Below are 23,782 nucleotides of genomic sequence, written 5' to 3' on the forward strand. Positions count from 1 at the left end.
TGCTATGAGAATGCCATACATTAAAAAGATCCGGAGCATGGTTGGCCACGAGCCCTTAATCATGACTAGTGCTTCAGGAGCATTGCTTAACCACGATCAGCAAGTTCTTCTTCAAGCACGTGCTGATACTGGTGATTGGGGATTCCCCGGTGGTTATATGGAATACGGTGAGTCGTTTAGTGACACTGTCAAACGAGAATTCAAAGAAGATGCTGGTTTTGAAATTACTCCCGTGAAGTTGTTGAAACTTCAGGATCAAGATTTTTATACTTATCCAAACGGTGATCAAGTTCAACCAGTTAATGCCTTCTACCTCGTTAAATTGGCTACGCAAAAGCACTTTAATACTAAGCCCGATGAAACTGTTAAAGTCCAGTACTTTGATCTTGCAAAAGAACCACCAAAGTTCTTCAATGACCAACATGCTGAAATGTGGCAGCTGATTAAAAATTATGTCGAACAATTATAGAAATTACTAGATAAATCATCCCCATACTCTGTTTAATTCAGAATGTGAGGATGATTTCTTTTTCTTCGTTTTGCTGCCTATCTCATTAACTTACCCTCTTCGTTAATTATGCTAGAATAGTTTTATTATGTAGTAAGAGCGATTAAGGAGAGAAATTATGATTTGGACCTGGGACGTTATCCGGCGCATCATTGAAGTACTATGGCTAATTAACATTGGATTTGCTATTTGGACCGTTTTTCGGAGCAGACGGGATATTGCCGCTACTTGGGCATGGCTGCTCGTCCTATCAGTATTTCCCGTAGTCGGCTTTATTCTCTATATGTTCGTTGGTCGTCAATTATCACATGATGATATTTTTACAATTCAAGAAGAACAAGCTAAATATCAAAATACTTTCCTCAAGAAACAACATCAACTATTAGAAAAACACGAATTACTACCGCAAAGCAATCAGAAACCCCGGGCACGAATGCTTGCTAATTTAAACCTTAATAATGACGAGGCACTCTTAACCTTTGATAATCGTGTCGAAGTCTTTACTGACGGTCATGCTAAGTTTGAACAGCTAATTGACGATATCAACCACGCCAAAAAAATAGTTGACGTTGAGTACTATACTTTTTACGCTGATCACCTTGGCAAACGAATTCTTGCCGCATTAATTCGTGCTGCTAAACGAGGGGTCAAAGTTCGTGTTCTTTATGATGCTAGTGGCTCTCGTGGAACCAAGCCATCGTTCTTTGAATCACTAGAAGCTCTTGGTGGTGAGGCTCAAGCATTTATTTCAAGTTCATCTAAGTGGTATACCTCACCACGACTTAATTACCACCTCCACCGAAAATTAGTGATTATTGATCACAAGATCGGCTACATTGGCGGTTTTAATATCGGCGATCAGTATCTTGGTGATAGTCCTAAATTTGGTTACTGACGTGATACTCATCTAAGAGTGGTTGGTCAAGCTTCAGTCATGATGGAGATTCGTTTTGCAATGGATTGGAATACCACCTTCCGCAAAACCCATAAGCCAAAGTTTTCTATTGATGATGAACTAAAGAACTTTATGATTGAGCATCCCCAATCAGCCGATCCGAATGAAGTTCCCATGCAAATCGTCTCCTCTGGTCCGGATAACCAAAATTACGCAATTCGACGAGGGTATGAGGGAATTATCGCTACTGCACGGAAATATGTTTATATCCAATCCCCTTACTTAATTCCTGAAGATTCAATTCTTGAAGCATTAATCATTGCTGCCAAAAGCGGTGTTGATGTTCGAATAATGGTTCCATGCATGCCTGATCATCCCTTTGTTTACCGAATGACCGAATACTATGCTAAGTATCTTGTTCAAAATGGTGTTAAGGTTTACCGCTATGATAATGGCTTTATCCACGCTAAGACAATGGTTAGTGGTTCCAACATTGCATCTGTCGGCTCAGCTAACCAGGACTACCGAAGCTATAAGCTTAATTTTGAAGTAAATGCATTTACCTATAATTCACAGCTCTCTAGTGAACTTAAAAAGATTTTTGAGGATGACCTGATCAACTGCACACCAATGACAGAAGAGTATTTTGAAAATCAATCACGGTGGCTAAAGTTTAAGCAGCAATTCTCTCACCTTCTAGCACCAATTTTCTAATTTACGGGAGGAATTAAAATGAACACGGAAAATGCCAAGCGCATTAAAGATGTTCTGATTGCAATTTTAATAATCGTTGGTGTACTAGCAATTCTTCCAGCAATTTTTATCGCTATCATGACTATTCTTTCTATCCTTATTACCGGCTTTTCGTTTGCTAACATTGCACTTGTTGAAATGATGAGGCAATGGTCAAGTAATATCTGGACAAGTTTCTTCTATTTTGGGTTATTAGTTATAGAAATTGGCCTTCTGGTTATCATTATTCCTATTCTTGTCTGGGTCATTAAATGGCTAATCAAAGCAGTAAAATGGGTGATCAGTGCTATTAAAAAGCGATTGGGAGGCAATAATAAACAATGAAGCGCGCATTTAAATGGGGAAGCATTATTATTGTTTGCGGATTAATCATTTCTGGAATCGCCTATTTAGGTCATAAACAACCATTTGATCCAATGACCCCAATTGAAGAATCAACAGCTAATCGTGATGTTCTTACCCGAAAGTCATTTAATAAAATTAAAGTTACTGCTAGTTCAGCTGATGTAATTATTAAGCAAGGAAACCACTTTACCGTTTCCTATTACGGAAATAAAAATCATGCAGTTCATGCTCAGGTTAAAGATGGTGTCCTAAAAATTACGCAGACACCCGTTACCAATTCGAAACTAGCTAAATTTCAGTTACTTAACAATGCCGATAAAGAGCGTTGTATCGTTACTGTTCCCCAAAAGGCAAGTCTTACTAAGATAGAAGGTCACGTCAATAATGAACTTCTGCTTAATCGAATTCTTGCCAAAAAGGTTAATTTAGAGAGTAATAGTGGCGACATTAATGTCCTTAACAGCGAGTTTGATCAAGGAAAAATTATTACTACCAGCGGAGATATTACCATTCGTAACTCGTCCCTTATCCAGACAAAACTTTCTTCAACTAGTGGTGATATTAATTTAAATAAGGTTTCATTAACCAAGGGATGTTCTTCGTTAACATCTGGTAACTTTAACGGTCAGCGATTAACTATTATCGGTCATTATTCAGTTACTAACCAAAGCGGGGATAATTCGATTACTAAATCGACCATTGACGGTGCTAAACTCACAACTAAAAGCGGTAATAACAATTTAAGGCGGAAACATCGTAGCGGTGGTTCGCTCGAACGAAATACCACTGAGCCAAACGTCATCTACCTCAAGAACGTTAGTGGCGATAACACTATTAAGTAACGTTTCACATGAAACAAATAGTAAAAGAGCTTCAAAATTCGTTTTTTTCGAACTTTGAAGCTCTTTTTAGGAGTTGTTTAAGTTTTTAGTTGTGTTATCTTACCTATTTATTAGTAGATACCATCATAAGCCTTTTGGTAAAGGTCAATTATTTCTTGCTTAGTACCCTTCCGTGGGTTGGAGAATGCATTACCATCCTTCAATGCGTTTTCAGCCATCAATGGGAAGTCTTCTGGCTTAGCACCAATTTCCTTGATTGATGCTGGAATACCAACAGCCTTGCACATTTCTTTCATTCCGTCAATTGACTTTTGTGCAGCTTGCATGGTAGTTAAACCAGTAGTGTCGTAACCCATAATTTCAGCTAATTCTGCAAACCGTTCTGGGCAAGCAATAATGTTATATTCTTCAACGGTAGTAAGCAATAATGCACAGCAAACACCGTGTGGAGCATCATATTGACCACCAAGTTGGTGAGCCATTGCGTGAACATAACCTAAGTTAGCATTGTTAAATGCCATTCCGGCAAGCATTTCTGCTTCAACCATCTTTGTCCGTGCTTCAATATTGTGACCATTAGCAACTGCTTCAGGCAATGCAGTTTGGATTAATTGAATAGCTTCCTTACATTGACTGTCAGTGATTGGGTTGTGGTCAACTGAAACGTATGGTTCAATTGCTTGAACAAAGGCATCACAACCAGTAGCAGCAGTAACTGATTGAGGAACATCTAACATCAGCATTGGATCGTTAAATGATACCAATGGAATGTTACGCCATGAAACAACAACAAACTTCAAGTGGTCCTTTTCGTTAGTAATAACTGCGTGACGGGTTAATTCTGAACCAGTTCCGGCAGTAGTATTAACAGCCATCAATGGTGGTAGTGGGTTCTTTAAAGTCTCAATTCCGGCTAACTTAGTAATATCGTCACCATTAGTCAAAATAATTCCGATTCCCTTACCACAGTCGTGAGCTGATCCACCACCAACAGTGATGATTGAGTCACAACCTTCATCTTCGTACATCTTCTTACCAGCCTTGATGTTCCGAATCTTTGGGTTAGGTTCTACACCAGTGAAGACAGCGTAGTCAACACCAGCCTTTTCCAATGATGCAAGGGTTTGCTTAACTGGTCCATTGTCGATCGCAGCCAAGTTATCTTGGGTAACAACCAGTACCTTGTGCATTCCCAGCATCTTAGCACGATCACCAATCTTTTCAATTACACCTGGGCCAAAGAAATTAACACTAGGCATCAGAAAGTCAAATTGTCTATTCATTGCAATAGCCTCCTTGGATTACTTGTATGCACTTACATTACGAATCATTGTGAAGAGCATTGCAAATTATAATTGCCTAATAACCATTAGAATATAGACATATTAACTTATTTGTTTCATTACAAGATTTTTTAGATTATTTATTCCGCCTTTTTTGTTAAATCTTTTTCAAATTCTGCTCGTAGTAATTGAGCAACTGGATCATAAGTATGGAGAATCCGATCAACTTCTGCAACTGAATCGGATGGACTAATCTTTAATTGCGGGTTAATTGCCAATTGTTTCATGTGAAACCCGGTAATCACTAGTCGCATTGCTATCTGTGCTTGAGCTCCACCGTGAGCGCCAAACGTTACTAAACTGACTGGCTTATCCTTCCACTCGTTTGCCAAATAGTCAAGTGCATTCTTGAGTACTGCCGGGTAGCCCCAATTATATTGCGGGAAAACAAAGATCAAGCCATCATAGCTTGAGATTAGGCTGCTCCATTCACGTGTATAGCTATGTTCGTACTGGCCGAGTGCTGGTATTTTACTTTCATCTAAAAATGGTAAGTCGATTGCTCTTAAGTCAATTTCATTAAATTCTAGTTTTGTGCTTACCGCTAATTGTTTCTGTAACCAATCAGCAACTTGCTTGCTCCGCCGACCAGGACGTGTACTACCAACAACTATTCCAACCTTTTTCATTGAAATCACTCCCATCAATTGTCTTTGCCTTCATCATAACCATATTTAGCCTTTAAAACAAAAGAATAGGATTGTGACATAAGTACTTTTACCAAGTTCAAATACGAACAGCGCGGTACGCAAATGGGTTCCAGTGTCCGGTATAACCGAACTCTGGAACCCTATTTGCGCTCGCGGGGGCGTGAAAACGAAGTCATAAATGACTTCTGTCACGCTCCCATTCATTTACTATTCAGTCTTTCCCTTCTTTTTCACTAAACTAAATGTTAGTAATTGGAGAAGGAGGGTTACCAGGACGAGCATTGTTCCAGTAATTAATCCTGGGCTCTGTTTTTCACCAGTTTGTGGTAATTGCTGGTTATCCTGACTCGTCTTCTTAACGTTATTATCAACTTCTTTTACATTAACTTGTTCAGAAATTGCTGCAGAAGTCAGCTGAACAGTTGCCGGAGCCGCGGCATTTACTGTACTAGTAGTTGCAGAAGCTGAATTTTCATTCCCCTGTTGACCGGAGTTGCCTGAATTAGCCGGCGTATCTGAGCCTGCTGGTTTATCTGCGTCTATTGGTCCATTTGAATTTCCTGGTTGTTCAGGACTTACCGGCTTATCAGGTGTATCTGGGGTGATTGGTTTATCTGGGGTGTCCGGATCTGTTGGCTTTTCATTTTGCTTGTAGCTAATTTCTACCAACACATTCTCAGTATTAACATCCGGCGTTACGGCTTCTACCTTTTCCTGACTTGGTGTGTAACCATCAACCTTTTCTGGGATAAATTCAGCCCATGTTCCATTCCCATCAACTTGCCATTCAGTTTCACTAATAATTTCACCATTTATTGGATGCTTAGTAGTGTGCTTAACAAACGTTACGGTTTGGGTAATCGTCTTTACGGTTCCATCCGGCATCGTAACCTTAATCACCCGGTTAACCGTCTTAGTATTAGCATCAACTTGGTGGGCCAGGTAGTTAACGTGGTGGATCTGATCCTCTGTTTCCCCATTAACTTCCATCAGCTCAATCTTTTCAATATTTGGAACATGTCCCTCAACCGTTGGCACAATAAACTCTGCAAACTGCCCAGTCGACCATTCGCCATATTCCTTTTCACCGGTTTGTAAATTCGTCTTTACTTCACGAATTAACGTTACGGTGTGGTTAACCTTTTCGACCTTGCCGTTTGGGTGGTGAAGGTGAATTACCCGGTTAACTGTCTTTTCCTCAGTTGCAGTTGAATATGCCGCTTCATAGCGAACTTCTACTACTGAATCTTCAGTATCTGGAGTTACTGTTAATTCTGGAACGACACTTACTGAGGGTTTCTTGCCGTCAATTTCAGGAATTTCCTGTTCATTAAATGACAATTCACTTTGGCGCCAGCCTTCAGAAATGATCTCCCCAGTCCATGGGTTGATAACCTTTTCGTATGTGAACGTAACCGTCTGTGGAATTTCCTTTACCGTACCATCAGGCAAGATTAATTTAATTACTCGGTTAATCGTCTTGTCACTAGTCTCAACCTTATTTTCTCGGTAACTAATGTAAATGTGCTTATCTTCAGTATCAGCATCAGGAGTTACTGCATCCAGCTTTGTAATATCTGGTGTATAACCATCAAGTGCCGGAGTTGTGAATTCATCCCATACGGAATCACCATCGACTACCCATTCAGTTTCACTGATAATTTCACCATTTACTGGGTGCTTAGTAACATGCTTAACAAATGTTACTGTTTGAATAATCGTCTGCAAAGTTCCGTCTGGCATTGCGATTTTAATTATTCGGTTAACTGTTTTAGTTTCACTATTAACTTCATGGGGCAAGGTAGTTAACATGGTGTTCTAGATCTCCTGTCTCACCATCCACTTCTACGGAATCGAATCTTTCAGTGTCTGGAGCGTGTCCTTCAACAGGTGGCACAACAAATTCTGCAAAATGAGCCCTTGTCCACTCACCATATTCCTTTTCACCGGTTTGTAAATTCGTCCTTACTTCGCGGGTTATCGTTACTGAGTGTTTAACTGGTTCAACCGTTCCGTTCGGGTGATGGAGGTAGATTACCCGATTAATTACCTTTTCTTCAGTTGTAATTGAGTACGCTGCCTCATAACGAACTTCAACTTCAAAGTTTTTAGTTTCAGGATTAACTACTACATTCGGAATGTATTCTACACCCGGTTTGTAACCATCAATTTCTTCCGGTGAATAGCCACTAAGCATCTTTCCAGGTTCATCCCATTCGCCATAAACGATTTCACCATTTGCCTTTTTAGTCACTTGACGAGTAAACGTTACTGTTTGGTGAACATATTTGATACTGCCATTCGGTAAGATCAGTTTGATTGTCCGGGTGACATCACGAGTTTCCGTTGTTACTTCATTTTGAGGATACTTAATTTCCTCAATCCAACTATTAGTTCCTGGCTTAACCGTAACTTGACTGATCTCTGTTCGGTCTGGCATTACTCCGTCAATTTCTCCTGCCTGGTAACTATCAAATGAATCTTTATCCGTGGTCCACTCTCCATATGTTGTCTCATTTGTCCACGGGTTAGTAATAATATCACGAGTAAACACTACCGTCTGTACAATTTCTCTCGTTGTTCCATCTGGTAAGTACAGGATAATCGTCCGAGTGACCGTGTTTGTTTCTGTCCTGACTTCATTTTTCTTCATCATGACATCAATCGTTACCGTATTAGAATCACTATTCACCGTTGTCCCCTTAACCACTGATTGGTTAGCTAAAAAACCATCTTTAGGAACAACTGTGTAGTCTTGGAACGTTAAACTTGGTTGCCAGTCTTGAACAACAACTAGTTGGTTGGTGTACTTATCATACCTTACAACCCTAGTAAACGTCACTACTTGGTGGTTGAGGATCTCCTTATTAGTCCCATAGTGACCATAGATAATCTGCTCAACATCTTTACTTTCCGTCTTTTCTTCAATAATGTGCCTTACGTAGACTGAGATACTTTGTAAAGGTTCACCAGTCACTTCAAATTCTTGAGGCTGGTTACCCACAATTTCCAATCCTTCAGGCAGGTAATTAAGAATTTCATCCATCGTGATTTTATCGCCCGGATTTTTTCCAGGGATATAAACATAGTCAGGAAGGACACTATTGTAGTCATCTTGATCATGGAACTTAATTTCTACCCCATTCTGTTGTGGGACACCTGAAGCAGGGTCACTAGTCGAGCCTACCGTCCCCCCCACACACAATTTCTGGAGTAGCGCTGGTTACTGGTTGTGTACTAGGTGGCGTCTGATCTTGTACTGCACTTGCTGAGTTTGCCACCACTTGCGAAGTAACTTCACTCGAAACTGGTGTCGCTTCTGCTGTACTACTACTCGCTACCTCATCATTGTCTGGTTGCCTCGCACTTTCACTCCCGGTAATTTCTACCGGTTGGGGTGTTGCTAATTCTGTTTGAACTGCTTGTTCTCCTTGATTAACTGTTTCGTCGGCTGAAGCACTACTCGCACCAAGGAAAGTTAATCCTAAAAGTACGGATGCTACACCAATGCTTAATTTTCGAAGACCAAACCGCTGTTTTTGCGGTTGACCTTTGCGAATCATCATTTGTATGTTTTTCTTTGATAACATGTGTTAATCCTCCTGTGAGTTAGTAATAAAAAGTAGCATTATTACAAAGTTACTTCCTATCTATCCGCACTATTTCATAGGGGGTTAAACCTATCTTTATCCGCTTTTAGATACATCATTGTAATATCCTTGTAATCTATATGTAATATATTACTATAACGCCATCACAAGGAAAATATTATTAAGTTGGATCACAATATTTCTTAAGGATTTGATCAAAAAAAGTTCACAAATGAAAGATTGAGCATTTGTGAACTTTTTATTACTTATGGTAAGGCAATCCATTAATGATGGTAAATGCCCGATAAATCTGCTCAGTTAATACCAACCGCATTAACTGGTGAGGCAAAGTAAAGCGACCAAATGAGATTTGGGTATCAGCACGTTTTAAAACTTCTGGACTAAGACCTAAAGACCCACCAATCACAAAGGTAATATCACTATGGCCATACGTGGTTAACTGGTTAATCTCCTTAGCAAATTCTTCCGAAGTCCGCTCTTTTCCCTTAATCGCTAAAGCATAAACATACTCCTTATCCTTAATCTTCTCCAGAATCCGCTCTCCTTCCTTCGCCATTACCTCATTCATTTCAGCCTGACTTAGTGACTCTGGCGCCTTTTCGTCTGGAACTTCAACAATTTGGAATTTGCAAAAACGACCAAGCCGCTTTGAATATTCCGCAATTCCTGCTTTAAAATACTTTTCTTTTAATTTGCCAACACCAATAATTTTAATATTCAACTTATCCACCACTTTCAACATTTTATCCACAGGGTTATCCACAAGTAATTAATTATAATTCCTTTTTTCCCGAATGTTCGGCAGGAAAAACAAATTGAATGCGCTTACTACCTTTTTACTTATCCACAGTTATCAACAAAAACAACCGTTCGTCAGTAACGCTTGAATTGCTTGATATGACAAGGATTTTCTCTTACCACTTTTAAGATAATCCACTTATCCACAGTATAATTTTTAACTTGTGGATAAGTTTTACACATCGATAATGACTGTTATCAAGGCACTTTTACAATAGTAAAATAATTTTGCTGATTTTTCCACTAACTTTTCCACAAGCTAATTCACAGCCAATTTTGGTTAAAAAATAACACGGATTGTGGTCCCAAAATCACGATCCGTGGATTGCTGAATATTTAACTAACCGAACAGTTCAATCATTCGTTATTTCTCGAGGTTAAGCATACTTATGAGCAATCTTTCCACAAACCGCTGCTACGATTGCTGAAAGCAGATCATCAATAAAAGTATTAACGTGCAAGTCTGAGGTATCGAACTTCTTCATGATTCCGGACTTAACCCGGTCAAAATAGCCAAAGTTTGTTGTTCCAATTGTTCCATAAATCGTTGCAATTTGAAGAGCAATTGTTTCATCTACTCCAAACACTCCAGCATCATTTTTAATAATTGAAGCAAGCGGCTCCTCAACTTGTCCTTCTTCTGTTAACCGATCCAATTCCAACATAACCATTGCGTTATTCATTAGTTCTCGCTTATGCATAACGTCAACAACGGCATCTTCACACTCTTTCAGAGTAACATCAGGTTCATACTGACGCTGGGTTTCATAAACAATCTTTGCCAAATCTGATTGAGTTACTCCACGCTTTGCAAGCCGGTCTACCACAAAATCATAGGCCTTAGTATCAGGATACTTAAATTTAGGATTATTCATCTTCATTTCTCCCCACTTCTATTAATGATTTTATTATAATGCAAATAATACTAAGGACAACCTACTTCAATTTTCAAAAAAAGGAGGCCAGGAAATAACCCGACCTCTTCACTGTTTTAAAGATAATACTGCAACAGCACAGTAGCTGGCTGGCAGGCTCTTAAATGAGTTAATTCCCAGCTTCTTCATACTTAATTTATTTTGCCAGCTTCAATGTTGCTGTATGAGACTGACCATCACGGTAATAAGTTACCTTAGTCGTGTCGCCTACTTTGTACTTATACAATGCTGATTTTAGCGAGCTAGTATTCGTAATCTTAGTATCGCCAAGTTTTGTAATAACATCATACTGTTCAAGACCTGCTGTTTGCGCATTTGAGCCACTCTGAACATCCATGATAACGACACCCTTAGTAATACTTGATGGTAATTTGAGAACAGACTGTTGCTGATCGGTTGTTACTCGACTTAAGTCAATCATACTAATTCCCAGTGAAGGCCGAGAAATCTTACCATTCTTAATTAACTGGTTGATAATCTTAACCACTTCGTTACTTGGAATAGCAAAGCCCATCCCCTCAACGGAAGAGCCATCACTACTCCCGGCTAACTTCATTGAGTTAATTCCAATTACTTGACCAGCCATGTTAATTAATGGACCACCAGAATTACCTGAATTAATTGCTGCATCAGTTTGGATAACAGAAGTTAATGTTCCGTCTGTCCCACTCTTTAGCGTCCGACTCTTTGCAGAGATAATCCCCTTAGTCACGGTATTAGCATACTCACTACCCATTGGTGAACCGATTGCTAAAACGTCTTGACCAGCCGCAATTGAGTTTGAGTTCCCAAATTCGGCAACCGTTTTAACGTTAGCTGAGTTTATCTTTAAAACTGCTAAATCAGTCGCAGAATCTGAACCAACAAGACTAGCATCCACCTTGCGGCCATTACTTAGAATTACTTGCAACGCATTTGAACCCTTAACAACATGGTTATTAGTAACGATATAGGCAGAATTACCGCTCTTTTTATAAATTACTCCAGAACCTTCGCTGGCTGTCTGAAGTTTACCAGAGTTTTGTGAACCATCTGAACTAGAAGAGTCACCGCTAGTTTGACCACCAAACATTCCCATAATTCCTTGATTGGATGACTGAACTTCCTGCTTATTAATAACACTAACAACGGCATCCTTTGTAGAATCATAAGCCTTGGTTGCTTGATTGCTTAAGTTCGCCTTATTTTTATTTACTTTAGTTCCTCCAGACTTGCTTGAGCCTGCAGGAACGTTCGTGCTAGCGGTTTGAACATGATTTTCAATCACATTACCAATTCCTAGCGAAAGGCCGCCACCGATTAGACCAGCGACAAGACCCACTCCAGCCACTTTTAGCCAAAATTTATTTTTGGTATTCCGCTGTTTTTGGTTTTGGTCACTCATCAAATAACTCCCCCAATCTCATAATTATCAAGTTCAATATATCGTTAAATTATGAAAAAAGCTTGAAATTTCATCTGTCTTTTGATGACTATTACACTGTTAAAAGTTTGCTTGGCTTATCTGGCTCCGCGTCCACAAGTTGGAAATCATGGTTAACACCAAAATCATGCCTCTCCATCATCGTTGCCACGGTCAGGTGAGCTAATGAACGCATATTATTGTGCTGACTCCGGTGACCTAAGAAAATTCGCTTGGTCCGCGAACCAAGAACGTCCATCAATGCATCTGCTCCCTCTTCATTAGAAAGGTGTCCCGTATCGCTTAAGATCCGTTGCTTTAATGGCCAAGAATATGGCCCCATCCGTAACATCTCCGTATCATGATTACATTCCATTAGGTAGGCGTCTGCATTTCGAATTGTCCCTTCAACCCGGTCAGAAACATAACCAGTATCCGTAATTATACAAAAGGTCTTGTTATTATGGTGAACCTGATAGAATTGCGGTTCCGCTGCATCATGGGAAACGGCAAAACTTTCAACGTCAATGTCTCCCAAATCCTTAACACTGTTTGGTGCGATAATATGCTTTTGCTCTAACGGAACTTTACCAATTTTACTGGCCATTGCATCCCAAGTTCCCTGATTTGCATAGATATCCATTCCATAGCGTCGGGCGAGCACGCCTACTCCATGGCAGTGATCAGTATGTTCGTGCGTTACAAAAATTGCATCAACATCTGTTAGTGACCGGTCAATCTTCGCCATTAAATTTTCGATCCGTTTGCCACTTAATCCAGCATCAATCAAGATTCGATGCTCATTGGTTTCCAAGTAAGTTACATTCCCTGTACTCCCACTCGCCAAAATACTGTAACGTAATGGGTCCTGTTCTGTCACCTCAGATTACTCCTTTACTTCTGATTTAGTGCTTCAGTATTAACACTAGTAGTTGTATTTTTCATTATGGTACTGTTAAAAGCATTAATTGAGATTCGTTCAACCGCTCCTGAGTTCTTAGTTTTAATCTCCGCAACCCAGGTTGGAATATAAACATTCCGGTTATTAGTATTTGTACTTAATAATCTTGAATACCCTAACTGAACCCACCGAATTCGTGAATTGTTTGGAATCTGATTATGTTTGTACAGCCAAACAACAGCCCGTTTTTGACTAATCGTGGCCGTTTCTGGACGAAGAATTCGTACGCCCTCTAAAAAGGTCTGCGTATAGCTCGTTACTTCATGGTTAGAATTTACCCGAAAACGAATCTGCCCATCATTGTTCATTACCGGCCGTCCTTCAACCATTTGTGTATAAACAATTACACGTTTCGTTGAAAGGTTTGGGTTGTATTGGTAATGCTTCCCTAATGCTATCTGATGGCTGTTATGAACTAGTTCATTTAGTCGCACATTAGGCGTTTCGATATTAACGTTAATCGGATCGTTAAATTCACTCGTTAAGGTATTGCTCGAAAAGTGTGTTTCTTGATTATGAAGCCGGGTTGATGCATTATCTAACGCACCATCTTCAGTAGAACGGTAACCTGAAAGATAGTATCCTTTTTGCTGACCACCATTTATTTTTCCATAACTAATCGAATCATCTTTCATTTCTTTCAAAATTACGGATGAGCGACTGCTTTGGTTATTCGTTACGATAAAGCGGTTTTCGACCAATAATGAACTCGCAATAATTACATCAAAGAGTAAGAAAGCAAAGAAAAAGATCCATTGAATTCGTTTAAAGTCCATTTTCCAATGCCCCCTTACTTCTGTAATTCGGTGTAGTCAACCCACTGTCCATGATAGTCAACAAAGTAGGTTGGCGTTAACTTAACAGTACTGTTATCACTTGTATTTTCTTTCCAAAGGTAACCAACTCTGATCCCTTTAATATCCTTAAGTCGGTTACTTGCCCGAAGCTGCTTAAAGACCGTGGTCGTTGAAGGAAGACGAACCGGCTTATGATTGATCGGCAATGGAACTTGAATACTATATAAGCTCAACCACGTTTTACTCATTCCGTTAACCTTTGATGACATCCGAATATCGCCATACCCAACAGAGTTAAAAATTGGAAATCCTTCGACATAGCTTCGGTAATTAATGGTCCGCTGATGATCACTAATCCCATCATAGCGGAGATTATCCATTGGAATTCCAGTTTTAGCGATTCGATTAAAGAAGTAACTATATAGCTGACTAGATTTAGGCACATCATCATGACTTACATAATTCTCATAACGGACGGTACCGTTTTGGTGATTATAAATTACCCGCTTATTTTCACCATCACGATAAACCGTTGTGTCTCCCTTACGTTCGGTTGTAATTGAAGACTGCTTATTTGTACTAATAAGGTTTTGGCTTAAGGTATCAATATTTTGTGCTGTTACCTGGTAGCCAAAAACCGGTAATGTAAAGCTCTTTGGGTAAAGGAGCATCGTTTGACCGTGAATAATTTTATGATCAACTTCTACTTTTGCTGTCCCCTTAATCAAGGAATTTAAGCTACTATTACCCTTTGCCTGGTTAATTCGTGTCCGGTAGACTTTATAGCCGCGATCATTTAATAAATAAATATTCCGTGGATTATTTAACGGAATTAAAATATGGTCAATCTGCTTAACCCGACTAGTATCAATCGACTGCGAAAAAGTCTCATTAAAGATTGTTCCCGTAATACTGTCCGGATAACTTACCATTAGCGAATTAGGCTGGTGAAGATAGCTAAGGTAAACGTCGCTATTATCACTTTTTACCAGACTAGCGCGTCCTAACTGATAACTGCGTAATTGGTGCCGAATAGTCGTAATCAAATTTTTCCGTGAGCTATACAGTAAGAATTGTTGTTGATTAGCATCAACATGTACCACCTGGGTCGGCAAATATAAATCACCGATTGACTGGGTTGTATTGAGGTTTCGTGAATTCGAACTATCTCTCGTTCGTTCATATTGTATAGGGTTGGACCAAATTGCAGCAGTTAAGAACAAACTGATTACCACTACAATGGTTAACGCAATGGCTAACCAATTAGTTTTGATCTTTTTGATCATCCCACTCGTCCCCCTCTTCATATGGTACGTATGGTAAGGAAATGTAGAAAGTTGAACCCTTTCCTTCAACACTATCAACCCAAATTTGACCACCAAGCATGTTTACAACCTCTTTGGAGATGGCAAGACCAAGTCCTGTACCTCCCTGTTTTCGACTTCGCGCCTTATCAACCCGGAAGAAGCGGTCAAAAATATGGCTTAAATCCTTTCGTGGAATTCCAAGTCCCTGGTCAGAGATACTCATAATAACATGATTGTGCGTTTCTAATAACCGAGCAGTAATTACACCACCATCTGGCGAATACTTAATCGCATTATTCATGATATTGTCAATAACTTGAGTAAACTTATCGGTATCAATTTCAACCCATAAATCCTTCTTGGTAAAGAAGCGCTCGATCGTGTACTTTTTCTTTTTCGGATCTTCTTCTTTCTTAATAATCATATCAAACCGATTCAGAATATAGTTAAAAAGCTCGTTAATATTAACGTACTCAAGGTTTAATTTTGTGGTACCAGCATCCATCCGTGAAAGACTCAGTAGGTCATTAATCATCCGGATCATTCGTTCAGTTTCATCCTGAACAACCTTTAGAAATTGGGGTGCAATTTCTTTATCTTGCCATGCACCATCACTTAATGCTTCAACATAGCTCTTAACACTGGTCAATGGCGTCCGCAATTCATGGGAAACATTAGAAACGAATTCTTTTCGTTCCTGCTCCTCCTTTTGCTGACTAGTAACGTCATGAAGAACACAAACTAACCCACTAACAAATCCGGATTCTCGCTGAATTGGTGAGAAGTAAGCATTCAATATCAAATTACTTCCCGAATTCGACATATCGAGAATCATTTCTTTCTGTTCACTATTGACAAGTTGCCGAACAGTATAGTCATGACGAATATCAAGGACATCAATGATTGATTTTCCAATTAGCTCATCTTCATGTTCTACCCCCAACAACTGGAGTGCCATGTTATTAACGATTGTTACGTTGCCACGCCGGTCCGTTGCCAAGACTCCATCAGACATGTGTGATAAGACACTATCCAACCGCCGTCGCTCAGAATCACTCGACTCCTGCGCCTCTTCAACCCGAACTGAGAGGTTGTTAACGGCCCCGGCTAATTGACCTAACTCATCATTTCCCATTACCCGAACTTGACCGAAAAAATCACCACGGGCAATCCGAAGAGTTTGTTTCCGCATTTCTTCAATCGGTCGAGTTATTTCCTGGGAAATAATAATTGCTAGCAATAATCCAATTACAATCGTGATTAAGGCAGCAGAAAGGTAAATTAAAGTGATGCTGTTAATGTTAGAGTAAACACTCTCTAAGCTGGCACGAAGGTAGACAACCCCCACCACGTTATTATTACTATTGTCCACTAACGGAATAATATTAACGTAGTAGCGTGTATGATTGCTATTATCATAGATGTTTTCGGTATGAGAACGGTTATTAACCAACGTTGCCTTGACCATTTGCTCGGTAGTTTTTTGACCAATCATATTTCGATTATCGAAGTTACTGGTTCCACGAACAACGCCTTGACTATCAATTACCCGAATCTCTGAAATATTGTTGTTGTTAACCTCAGCCAAAATTTTCCGGATATTTTGATTAGCCTTCTTATGGTTAGTATTTACTAACTGTTCACTTAACGAATTATCCACGTAAGAAGGAAGCTCAATTGTTTGCTTAAACGTATTTAAATTCTGATGTTCCAATTGACGCACAAAAACCGCCCCAACGCATTCCAACGTTAACATTAACATTAACGCGAAAACGAGGGCGATTTTAAATTTAATTGACTGATAAAATTTTAATTTGCTGTTCACAACTGGCTAGCCTCTAATTTTGATCAGGATTTGCTAAGTAGTAACCAACACCACGACGAGTAATTAACCATTGAGGATGACTTGGATTGTCTTCAATTTTTTCCCGAAGCCGACGAACAGTAACATCGACGGTCCGTACATCACCAAAGTAGTCATAGCCCCAAACCGTTTGCAAGAGGTGCTCACGGTTAATTACCTGTCCAATATGTTCTGCAAGGTAGTGGAGGAGTTCAAATTCACGGTGAGTTAAATTAATGTTTTCACCACGCTTAGAAACTGTATATGCCTCTGGGTGAATTACTAAGTCACCAACTTGAATGTCAGTGTTATTATCCTCTTCAGCTGGTGCCTTAACTGCCGCTTGACGACGAAGATTTGCCTTTACCCGAGCAACTAATTCACGATTAGAAAATGGCTTGGTAACATAATCATCAGCACCAAGTTCTAGGCCAAGGACCTTATCTAATTCAGAGTCCTTAGCAGTAACCATAATAATTGGGGTAGTGTTTTTTGCCCGTACTCGCTTAGCTACTTCAAGACCATCAATCTTAGGCAACATTAAATCCAAAATAATTAGATCAGGTTTTTCACCTTCAACTTTTTCTAGGGCTTCTTCCCCATCAAAGGCAACAACGACTTCATAGCCTTCTTTTTCAAGATTAAATTTGATGATATCTGAAATTGGCTTTTCATCATCAACAACTAAGATTTTTTTTGCCATATCAATACTTACCTCCACATAGGTACAGTTGATTATTATTGTTATTAAGGACTGAAAATCTAGTAATTTTCAGCTTTGTTTATGATTTTAATTAATCCACTAAAAGGGCGAAAAATCACTAATAGATCGCCCAATTACTCTTTTAACATTATACCACATCAGTAAAAGATCAATTTAAATTCCAATAAATTATTGACAGTGTTAAAGAATGATGATACATTTATATATGTTCTGATTGAACAAGATATATGGGCAGTTAGCTCAGCTGGCAGAGCAACGGACTCTTAATCCGTGGGTCCAGGGTTCGATCCCCTGACTGCCCATCAGAGGTTTACAAGATCACCATTTTGGTAGTCTTTTCTTTTTTTAAATTTTTTCCTTGATTGTTACCCAACGTCATTAGGTAAGATAAAACTATTTAGAAGGATCGTTAATTGATAAGCAAACTAACCTGTTCTCATTACCAACAAAAGAACTTCTGCATTGAAGAGTACCGATAAAACAACCCCCGAATGCCCTAAAACTGACATTCGGGGATTTATTATTTATTCATCTAATTCATTGTCTTCCCAGACTTTACGAATCATTGGGTACTTCAGATCGCCAACTTGACTTACTTGGTACTTAGCAGCTTTAAGCTCGTCAGCATCACCAACACCAATTGAAACAACACCCGTATCGTTCATTAGTGCAACTTGCTTAGCATTAGACCCAATCCCAATACATGCAGCTGGTTGAACATTTAACTCTTGGCTTGCCTTTAGGTATGGGTTATCGCTGTCTACTGGAGAAACAAAGGCATCAAAGAAATCATCGACCTTTAATTTCTGGAGAATCTCTTTTGCATGCCCGTCAACATCGTTAATAGCCATATCAACATAATGATCGTAGAAGTTATTTAGTAATCGCTTAGCATTTGGGTAAAGTTTATCTTCGCCGATTCCTTCAATAACCTTAGTGTACATTTCATATTGCTCATTTAACAGTTCATCCTTGTCGGCGTCCGTTTGGTTAAAGTGACTTAGAACCGCTTCTAACGCTTGGTGTCGATCTAGTCCAGCTAATTGATGAGCCATCTTTCCAGGTAGCCCCATGCCAAATTCGTACATCGCTAAATTACGCCATGCTTCGAATTGTAATTCATCGGTATCCAAGATAATTTGATTGAGGCTTAAAATTGCACCCTTCATTATTTTTCATCCCTTTATCAATTAATTATTCTTAACTCCTACTTTACAGATACAAGTCGGAATCTTCAATCAATTTCTATCTCTCCTCGTTCTCATTTTAACCTCACTTTCTTCAAAAAAGGTCTTGCAAATTCAATTAAAGATTGATATTATAATACCTGTTGTCAAAGACATGGGCAGTTAGCTCAGCTGGCAGAGCAACGGACTCTTAATCCGTGGGTCCAGGGTTCGATCCCCTGACTGCCCATCATTAAAAAGGTCACCGATTATTCGGTGGCCTTTTTTGTTATACTTAATTACTTCTCAAAACATAGTTATCAGCATTGCAATAAATTTTTGCTTTCACTCATCTTTATTCAAGCCAAACTAAAGTAGATCTTGTGGTATTTATTACGGGTTCTATTTTTCTCTTTATATAAAGCAAAGAAGAAAACAACCTAAGATTATTTTCATTTTGAACTAACCTTAGGTTGTTTCTATCTAAGTGCTTGAAAATTGATTTCAAGCATCTTTCAAATAACTAGGTCCTTTTTATCAAAGACTAACCTCACCAACAACATTCCGATCAAGGAATTTGGCAACCTGATGAACATCCATTTTCTGTCCCAAAGCCCACATTAACTTGGTAATAGTACTTTCGGAGGTCATGTCATGAGCACTAATTGCTCCCTTTAGTAAGGCTTCACGACCAACTTCGTACTTAGTTAAGTCACTCCGCTCGTATAAGCACTGACTTGTCGCAATTACGGGAATCCCATTTTTAATTAATTCACCGATCGCACCAACCATGTTTCGGCGAATGAAATTCATTCCACCAAGTCCATAGCCTTCAATTACAATTCCCTTACAACCATTTTCAACCATCGCAAACAAAAGTTGTGGGTCAAATCCAGGGAATAACTTAACTAGGGATACATGAGGATCAATCTTCGTGTTTAATGTACAGTGATCAGCATGGGGAAAGTTAACTTGTTGCGGATTAAAAACTAAGCCATCCGATGTTACTGTCGCAACTGGTGGGACATTAACACTTTCAAAAGCATTAAAGTTCGTTGTCCGCACCTTCACGCTTCGACAACCCAACATTACCTTCTCGCTAAAGGCTAAATAAATGCCCGGCCGACATGTTGCAGCTGCCGCAAATGCCAATCGTAAATTATCCGGAGCATCACTCAAGATCACGTTAATCGGTACCTGACTTCCCGTAAGGACTACTGGCAAGTTAATTCCCTGTAACATAAATGAGAGCATTGATGCTGTATAGGCCATTGTATCAGTCCCGTGTGAAACAACAATGCCGTCATAATCATTTCGATATTCGTAAATCTTCTTAGCGATAAATTCCCATTCTTCAGGCTGAATATTTGATGAGTCTAGCTGTAAAATATCGCGAACTTCAATTTCATACGGGAGTTGACCGAGCATCTGAATTAACCCTTCACCAGATTCTCGAGGAACTAATCCTGAATCTGAAGCAACTGATGCAATGGTTCCTCCCGTTGAAAGCAATAGTATCTTTTTCATTTATTCTTGCTCCATCGTCTTATTTAACGTTGATTATACAACATAATTTCATTCTACAGAAAAAGGAAGTATTTGGCAGTTACTAAGAAACTTGCCTCATACTTCCATTATATTTCCCGGGTAATATTTTTAATAATGAACTGTTCGTGATTGGTTTGCCTTAACTACAATAAAGACAATTGCCAAGGTAACGAAAACAGCTACCGCGCAAACAACGAACAGGATCCGATAACTGGAAAGTTCAATTAAAATTCCACCAAATAACGGTCCGATTGCTTTTCCCAATGAAGAAAAGGCATTCAGAATTCCCTGATACTTGCCTTTAATGTTAACCGGTGATAGTTCATTAACGATTGCCGGCATAGTTGGAAATGCGGTTGCTTCTCCGATCGTTAGCACTGTCATCGCTAAGACAAACCAAATGTAGGACTTAGCAAATAACAATAGAACAAAGGAGAAACCAACTGTGAAGAGTCCAAGAAATACCTGCAAATATAAGTTTGAACGGTACCGATTAATCCAAGTAATAATTAACTGAATAATCACAATTAAGACTCCGTTAAGCGTCCATAACAGACTATACTTGGTCATTGAAATTCCCTGATCTGTCATAAAGACGGAAAGGTTACTTGCCCATTGTTCATACATCGTCCAGATAATCATAAGTGCCGCAAAGAAGGTCCAGCTAATGACCAGGTTACTAACCGGCATCTTCACTTGCTTCTCACTATTTTCAACTTCCACATCTACTTCCCGATTACTCCTTCGACTGCTCTTATTATCCTTAAAAAAGAAAAAGACAACGGCACTAAAAAGAACATAAAGGACTGTCGTAATCGAGAACATTGGTGAAATATTACCATGAGCATACTGGTAAAGCGGACCGACAATTGTTGTTCCAATCACCATTCCTAAATTATTAGCAAAGTACAACATGTTAAAAACATATCGTCCATCTTGTCCAGACTGAGTTCCGTAAGAGTTCACCATGGTAATTATCCAACCATTCATAAAGCCAACGCCAGTCAATAGGATTCCATAAACCGGCCAGCCATTAAATGCAATCAATAATCCCATGATTACAGTTGCCGTAACTGTCCCGCCAAGCATTAATTGCCGCGGATTTTTCTTATCAAATAATGTCCCGGCGATATAACTCCCCACAACATTAGCACCGGAATACAAAAGCAGGACAATCCCTGAAACAGTTAATGATTCATGAAGCTGTTGATGCATGTAAATGGTAGTTAACGGCCAAACAAAACTATTACCGATACTCCCTAAAAACATTCCCAATAGCAACCATTTTAATTCAATTCCTTGACGGTTCATCTTACGCCTCCTCTTTTCTTAATCACCTTTTTAATAAAACGGATCTATCATCTTGACTATAACTCTTTTTATTATCAAATGGTTGGGATAGAACCTGCCATTCTTTTAAAAACGCACAAAAGGGCCCCTACGATCTCTCTTAGATGCCCTTATTATTCGATTAATTATTATCTTCTGGAATATACGAAACAGAAGCAAATTTGTTATATGACTTCGCAAATAACAGCTTTACCGTTCCCCGCGGACCACTACGATTTTTTTCGATAATGACTTCAACTTCACTCACGTTTGATCCATCATCATTATCCTGCTGAGAATTATTTTGATTATCTTCACCGTCACCATCTTCATCGTGATCATAGTAATCATCACGATACAGGAAACTAACAATATCCGCATCCTGTTCAATCGACCCGGATTCCCGAATATCTGAAAGTACTGGTCGTTTATCTTGCCGTTGTTCAACTCCACGAGAAAGCTGAGAGAGGGCAATAACTGGCACCTCTAATTCCTTGGCGAGCTTCTTTAATTGCCGCGAAATCTCAGAAACTTCTTGTTGTCGGTTATCGGGATTTGTCCCTTCAATTAGCTGAAGGTAATCAATCACAATTAGTCCAAGCTTTCCCTTTTCTTTTGCTAGTCGACGACACCGTGCACGAATTTCTGCAACCTTAATTCCAGCAGTATCATCAATATAAATATTAGCCTTAGAAAGGGAGCCAGTTGCGATAAAAAGACTATTCCACTCATCTTGAGTTAACTGCCCCGTCCGCAAGTGGTTAGCATTAATGTTTCCTTCAGCACAGATCATCCGGTTAACGAGAGACTCTGCTCCCATTTCCAGGCTAAAGATTGCCACTGCGGTATCCGAACTAGTTGCAACATTTTGGGCAATATTTAGTGCGAATGCAGTTTTCCCAACAGCAGGTCGCGCAGCAATAATTACTAACTCATCCTTATGCAGCCCCGTTGTCATTTCATCCAGTTGCTGATAACCAGTTGATAATCCTGTAACTTCACTATCGTTTTTCGATAAGTCATTAACGTGTTTTAAAGAAGCTTCTAGGACATCCTTAATGTTTTGAAAACCATTCTGGGTATTATCTTGAGAAACCTGCATAATTTGCTGTTCAGCATTATCAAGCAGCTCCGACACACTATCATTATCAGCATAACTATTATTAATAATCTTCGTTGCTGTATTAATTAACCGTCGTCTCGTTGCCTTATCATGAACAATTTTGGCATAATAGGCGACGTTGGCTGCTGTCGGCACTGCCGTAGCAATTTCAGCAATATAAGCAACTCCACCAATATTTTCGGTCTGATTATCCTTGTCCAGGGCACTCCGGATCGTCACCACATCAATTGGCTGGTCTTCATCATTCAAATCAACCATCTTCTGAAAGATGATTTGGTGAGCTTTACGGTAAAAATCGCGTGGTTCTAAATATTCCATTGCATCAGCCAGGGCATCTTTACTTAAAAAGACAGCTCCAAGAACTGCCTTTTCCGCATCGATGTCACGTGGCTCTTCTTGCACTGGTGCATTATCCATGACGATACGCTCCTTTAATCAATGAGCTTACTTTTCAGCAATGTGAACTCGAATTTCAGCCATTACTTGTGGGTGCAATTTAATTGGCACGTTAACATAACCCAACGCCTTAATTGGTGCTGCAAGCTCAATCTTCCGCTTATCAATTTTGACGTTGAATTGCTTCTGTAATGCAGTCGCAATTTGCTTCGTTGAAATCGAACCAAACATCCGGCCATCAGTTCCGGCCTTTCCACTCAATTCAACAACGGTCTTATCATTTTCAAGAACCTTCTTCAACTCTTTAGCCTCAGCTAGTTCTTCAGCAGCGTGCTTTTCTTCTGCACGTTGTTGCCCCGCTAACTGACTCATTGCAGCATGGGTTGCCTGCTTTGCTAAGCCCCGCTTAATGAGGTAATTTTGGGCATAGCCATAAGGAACATCTTTTACTTGTCCACGCTTTCCGCGACCACGAACGTCTTGAATAAAAATAACTTTCATCTTAG

The 23,782-nt window shown here is 39.5% G+C and carries 21 protein-coding genes, 2 tRNA genes and 1 pseudogene; 6 read left to right on the forward strand and 18 right to left on the reverse strand.

Annotated elements, in window-relative coordinates; genetic code table 11:
- Window positions 1-10 precede the first annotated feature (10 nt).
- The 4 genes and pseudogenes from HUK49_RS02045 (at window position 11) to HUK49_RS02060 (ending at window position 3,343) form a co-directional block, all read left to right on the forward strand.
- Window positions 11-469: an NUDIX hydrolase gene (locus tag HUK49_RS02045; protein ID WP_191912464.1), complete on the forward strand. Its 459-nt coding sequence runs from the start codon at window positions 11-13 to the stop codon at window positions 467-469.
- 157 nt (window positions 470-626) lie between these two features.
- Window positions 627-2,117 (forward strand): annotated as a pseudogene (gene cls / locus HUK49_RS02050) (cardiolipin synthase).
- Between the two features lie 18 nt (window positions 2,118-2,135).
- Window positions 2,136-2,480 carry a hypothetical protein gene (locus HUK49_RS02055; RefSeq protein ID WP_102168514.1) on the forward strand — a complete coding sequence of 115 codons (345 nt, stop codon included), beginning with the start codon at window positions 2,136-2,138 and terminating at the stop codon, window positions 2,478-2,480.
- A complete protein-coding gene (locus HUK49_RS02060) occupies window positions 2,477-3,343 on the forward strand; it encodes a DUF4097 family beta strand repeat-containing protein (protein WP_191912465.1) in 867 nt (288 codons plus the stop codon). Before HUK49_RS02055 ends, HUK49_RS02060 begins: the two co-directional genes overlap by 4 nt.
- 110 nt (window positions 3,344-3,453) lie before the next feature.
- On the opposite strand, the gene HUK49_RS02065 is transcribed toward HUK49_RS02060, so the two are convergent.
- The 13 genes from HUK49_RS02065 to yycF all read right to left on the reverse strand — a co-directional run bounded on the left by HUK49_RS02065 (window position 3,454) and on the right by yycF (window position 17,693).
- On the reverse strand, window positions 3,454-4,626 hold the full coding sequence (locus tag HUK49_RS02065; protein ID WP_191910972.1) for an iron-containing alcohol dehydrogenase: 1,173 nt from the start codon (window positions 4,624-4,626) through the stop codon (window positions 3,454-3,456).
- A 140-nt stretch (window positions 4,627-4,766) separates the two neighbouring features.
- Entirely contained in the window at window positions 4,767-5,315 is a 549-nt protein-coding gene (locus tag HUK49_RS02070) for an NADPH-dependent FMN reductase (protein WP_102168511.1), read from the reverse strand.
- Between the two features lie 228 nt (window positions 5,316-5,543).
- Window positions 5,544-7,148, reverse strand: coding sequence for a mucin-binding protein (locus HUK49_RS02075; RefSeq protein ID WP_191912466.1), 1,605 nt, complete (start codon window positions 7,146-7,148; stop codon window positions 5,544-5,546).
- The gene (locus HUK49_RS11535) at window positions 7,126-8,535 is read right to left on the reverse strand and encodes a mucin-binding protein (protein ID WP_191912467.1); all 1,410 of its coding nucleotides are present in this window, start codon (window positions 8,533-8,535) and stop codon (window positions 7,126-7,128) included. The genes HUK49_RS02075 and HUK49_RS11535 overlap by 23 nt, the downstream gene beginning before the upstream one ends.
- Window positions 8,510-8,926, reverse strand: coding sequence for a YSIRK-type signal peptide-containing protein (locus HUK49_RS11135; protein WP_235980924.1), 417 nt, complete (start codon window positions 8,924-8,926; stop codon window positions 8,510-8,512). The genes HUK49_RS11535 and HUK49_RS11135 overlap by 26 nt, the downstream gene beginning before the upstream one ends.
- 262 nt (window positions 8,927-9,188) lie before the next feature.
- Window positions 9,189-9,668, reverse strand: a complete 480-nt coding sequence (rlmH, locus tag HUK49_RS02090; RefSeq protein WP_102168508.1) for a 23S rRNA (pseudouridine(1915)-N(3))-methyltransferase RlmH — start codon at window positions 9,666-9,668, stop codon at window positions 9,189-9,191.
- Window positions 9,669-10,122: 454 nt separating this feature from the next.
- Window positions 10,123-10,620, reverse strand: a complete 498-nt coding sequence (locus HUK49_RS02095) for a phosphatidylglycerophosphatase A family protein (protein WP_413230860.1) — start codon at window positions 10,618-10,620, stop codon at window positions 10,123-10,125.
- 196 nt (window positions 10,621-10,816) lie between these two features.
- Window positions 10,817-12,064, reverse strand: a complete 1,248-nt coding sequence (locus tag HUK49_RS02100; protein ID WP_191912469.1) for a S1C family serine protease — start codon at window positions 12,062-12,064, stop codon at window positions 10,817-10,819.
- Window positions 12,065-12,155: 91 nt separating this feature from the next.
- A complete protein-coding gene (locus HUK49_RS02105; protein ID WP_102168505.1) occupies window positions 12,156-12,962 on the reverse strand; it encodes an MBL fold metallo-hydrolase in 807 nt (268 codons plus the stop codon).
- A gap of 14 nt (window positions 12,963-12,976) precedes the next feature.
- A complete protein-coding gene (locus tag HUK49_RS02110) occupies window positions 12,977-13,819 on the reverse strand; it encodes a two-component system regulatory protein YycI (RefSeq protein ID WP_102168504.1) in 843 nt (280 codons plus the stop codon).
- A gap of 14 nt (window positions 13,820-13,833) precedes the next feature.
- Window positions 13,834-15,126, reverse strand: a complete 1,293-nt coding sequence (locus HUK49_RS02115) for a YycH family regulatory protein (RefSeq protein ID WP_191912470.1) — start codon at window positions 15,124-15,126, stop codon at window positions 13,834-13,836.
- The gene (gene walK / locus HUK49_RS02120) at window positions 15,104-16,972 is read right to left on the reverse strand and encodes a cell wall metabolism sensor histidine kinase WalK (RefSeq protein ID WP_191912471.1); all 1,869 of its coding nucleotides are present in this window, start codon (window positions 16,970-16,972) and stop codon (window positions 15,104-15,106) included. Before walK ends, HUK49_RS02115 begins: the two co-directional genes overlap by 23 nt.
- Window positions 16,973-16,985: 13 nt before the next feature.
- Complete coding sequence (gene yycF, locus HUK49_RS02125; protein WP_191912472.1) at window positions 16,986-17,693, reverse strand: response regulator YycF; 708 nt, start codon at window positions 17,691-17,693, stop codon at window positions 16,986-16,988.
- A 250-nt stretch (window positions 17,694-17,943) separates the two neighbouring features.
- Here yycF and HUK49_RS02130 point away from each other — a divergent pair.
- A tRNA-Lys gene (locus HUK49_RS02130) sits at window positions 17,944-18,016 on the forward strand.
- A 222-nt stretch (window positions 18,017-18,238) separates the two neighbouring features.
- Here HUK49_RS02130 and HUK49_RS02135 read toward each other — a convergent pair.
- Window positions 18,239-18,883 (reverse strand): HAD family hydrolase, encoded by a 645-nt coding sequence (locus tag HUK49_RS02135; RefSeq protein ID WP_191912473.1) that lies wholly within the window; start codon window positions 18,881-18,883, stop codon window positions 18,239-18,241.
- A 174-nt stretch (window positions 18,884-19,057) separates the two neighbouring features.
- Between HUK49_RS02135 and HUK49_RS02140 the strand changes: the two genes are divergently transcribed.
- Window positions 19,058-19,130: transfer RNA gene (locus HUK49_RS02140), tRNA-Lys, on the forward strand.
- A 287-nt stretch (window positions 19,131-19,417) separates the two neighbouring features.
- Here the strand turns inward: HUK49_RS02140 and HUK49_RS02145 are convergent.
- From HUK49_RS02145 to rplI, 4 genes are all read right to left on the reverse strand, one after another.
- Window positions 19,418-20,407 (reverse strand): asparaginase, encoded by a 990-nt coding sequence (locus tag HUK49_RS02145; protein WP_191912474.1) that lies wholly within the window; start codon window positions 20,405-20,407, stop codon window positions 19,418-19,420.
- Between the two features lie 129 nt (window positions 20,408-20,536).
- A complete protein-coding gene (locus HUK49_RS02150; protein ID WP_178695949.1) occupies window positions 20,537-21,739 on the reverse strand; it encodes an MDR family MFS transporter in 1,203 nt (400 codons plus the stop codon).
- A gap of 160 nt (window positions 21,740-21,899) precedes the next feature.
- The gene (gene dnaB, locus HUK49_RS02155) at window positions 21,900-23,297 is read right to left on the reverse strand and encodes a replicative DNA helicase (protein WP_191912475.1); all 1,398 of its coding nucleotides are present in this window, start codon (window positions 23,295-23,297) and stop codon (window positions 21,900-21,902) included.
- 27 nt (window positions 23,298-23,324) lie between these two features.
- Window positions 23,325-23,777 carry a 50S ribosomal protein L9 gene (rplI, locus tag HUK49_RS02160; protein WP_191912476.1) on the reverse strand — a complete coding sequence of 151 codons (453 nt, stop codon included), beginning with the start codon at window positions 23,775-23,777 and terminating at the stop codon, window positions 23,325-23,327.
- Window positions 23,778-23,782 lie beyond the last annotated feature (5 nt).

Source organism: Limosilactobacillus portuensis, from assembly GCF_014838735.1.
GTDB classification, from domain to species: Bacteria; Bacillota; Bacilli; order Lactobacillales; family Lactobacillaceae; genus Limosilactobacillus; species Limosilactobacillus portuensis.

Bases quoted from the DNA above. Each gene is read 5' to 3' on its own strand.
- dnaB (WP_191912475.1), bottom strand. From the start codon at position 23,297: ATGGATAATGCACCAGTGCAAGAAGAGCCACGTGACATCGATGCGGAA.
- HUK49_RS02065 (WP_191910972.1), bottom strand. From the start codon at position 4,626: ATGAATAGACAATTTGACTTTCTGATGCCTAGTGTTAATTTCTTTGGC.
- HUK49_RS02150 (WP_178695949.1), bottom strand. From the start codon at position 21,739: ATGAACCGTCAAGGAATTGAATTAAAATGGTTGCTATTGGGAATGTTT.
- HUK49_RS11135 (WP_235980924.1), bottom strand. From the start codon at position 8,926: ATGTTATCAAAGAAAAACATACAAATGATGATTCGCAAAGGTCAACCG.
- rplI (WP_191912476.1), bottom strand. From the start codon at position 23,777: ATGAAAGTTATTTTTATTCAAGACGTTCGTGGTCGCGGAAAGCGTGGA.
- HUK49_RS02075 (WP_191912466.1), bottom strand. From the start codon at position 7,148: ATGTTAACTACCTTGCCCCATGAAGTTAATAGTGAAACTAAAACAGTT.
- HUK49_RS02070 (WP_102168511.1), bottom strand. From the start codon at position 5,315: ATGAAAAAGGTTGGAATAGTTGTTGGTAGTACACGTCCTGGTCGGCGG.
- HUK49_RS02055 (WP_102168514.1), top strand. From the start codon at position 2,136: ATGAACACGGAAAATGCCAAGCGCATTAAAGATGTTCTGATTGCAATT.
- HUK49_RS02115 (WP_191912470.1), bottom strand. From the start codon at position 15,126: ATGATCAAAAAGATCAAAACTAATTGGTTAGCCATTGCGTTAACCATT.
- HUK49_RS02110 (WP_102168504.1), bottom strand. From the start codon at position 13,819: ATGGACTTTAAACGAATTCAATGGATCTTTTTCTTTGCTTTCTTACTC.
- HUK49_RS02095 (WP_413230860.1), bottom strand. From the start codon at position 10,620: ATGAATAATCCTAAATTTAAGTATCCTGATACTAAGGCCTATGATTTT.
- HUK49_RS02135 (WP_191912473.1), bottom strand. From the start codon at position 18,883: ATGAAGGGTGCAATTTTAAGCCTCAATCAAATTATCTTGGATACCGAT.
- HUK49_RS02145 (WP_191912474.1), bottom strand. From the start codon at position 20,407: ATGAAAAAGATACTATTGCTTTCAACGGGAGGAACCATTGCATCAGTT.
- yycF (WP_191912472.1), bottom strand. From the start codon at position 17,693: ATGGCAAAAAAAATCTTAGTTGTTGATGATGAAAAGCCAATTTCAGAT.
- HUK49_RS02060 (WP_191912465.1), top strand. From the start codon at position 2,477: ATGAAGCGCGCATTTAAATGGGGAAGCATTATTATTGTTTGCGGATTA.
- HUK49_RS02100 (WP_191912469.1), bottom strand. From the start codon at position 12,064: ATGAGTGACCAAAACCAAAAACAGCGGAATACCAAAAATAAATTTTGG.
- HUK49_RS02045 (WP_191912464.1), top strand. From the start codon at position 11: ATGCCATACATTAAAAAGATCCGGAGCATGGTTGGCCACGAGCCCTTA.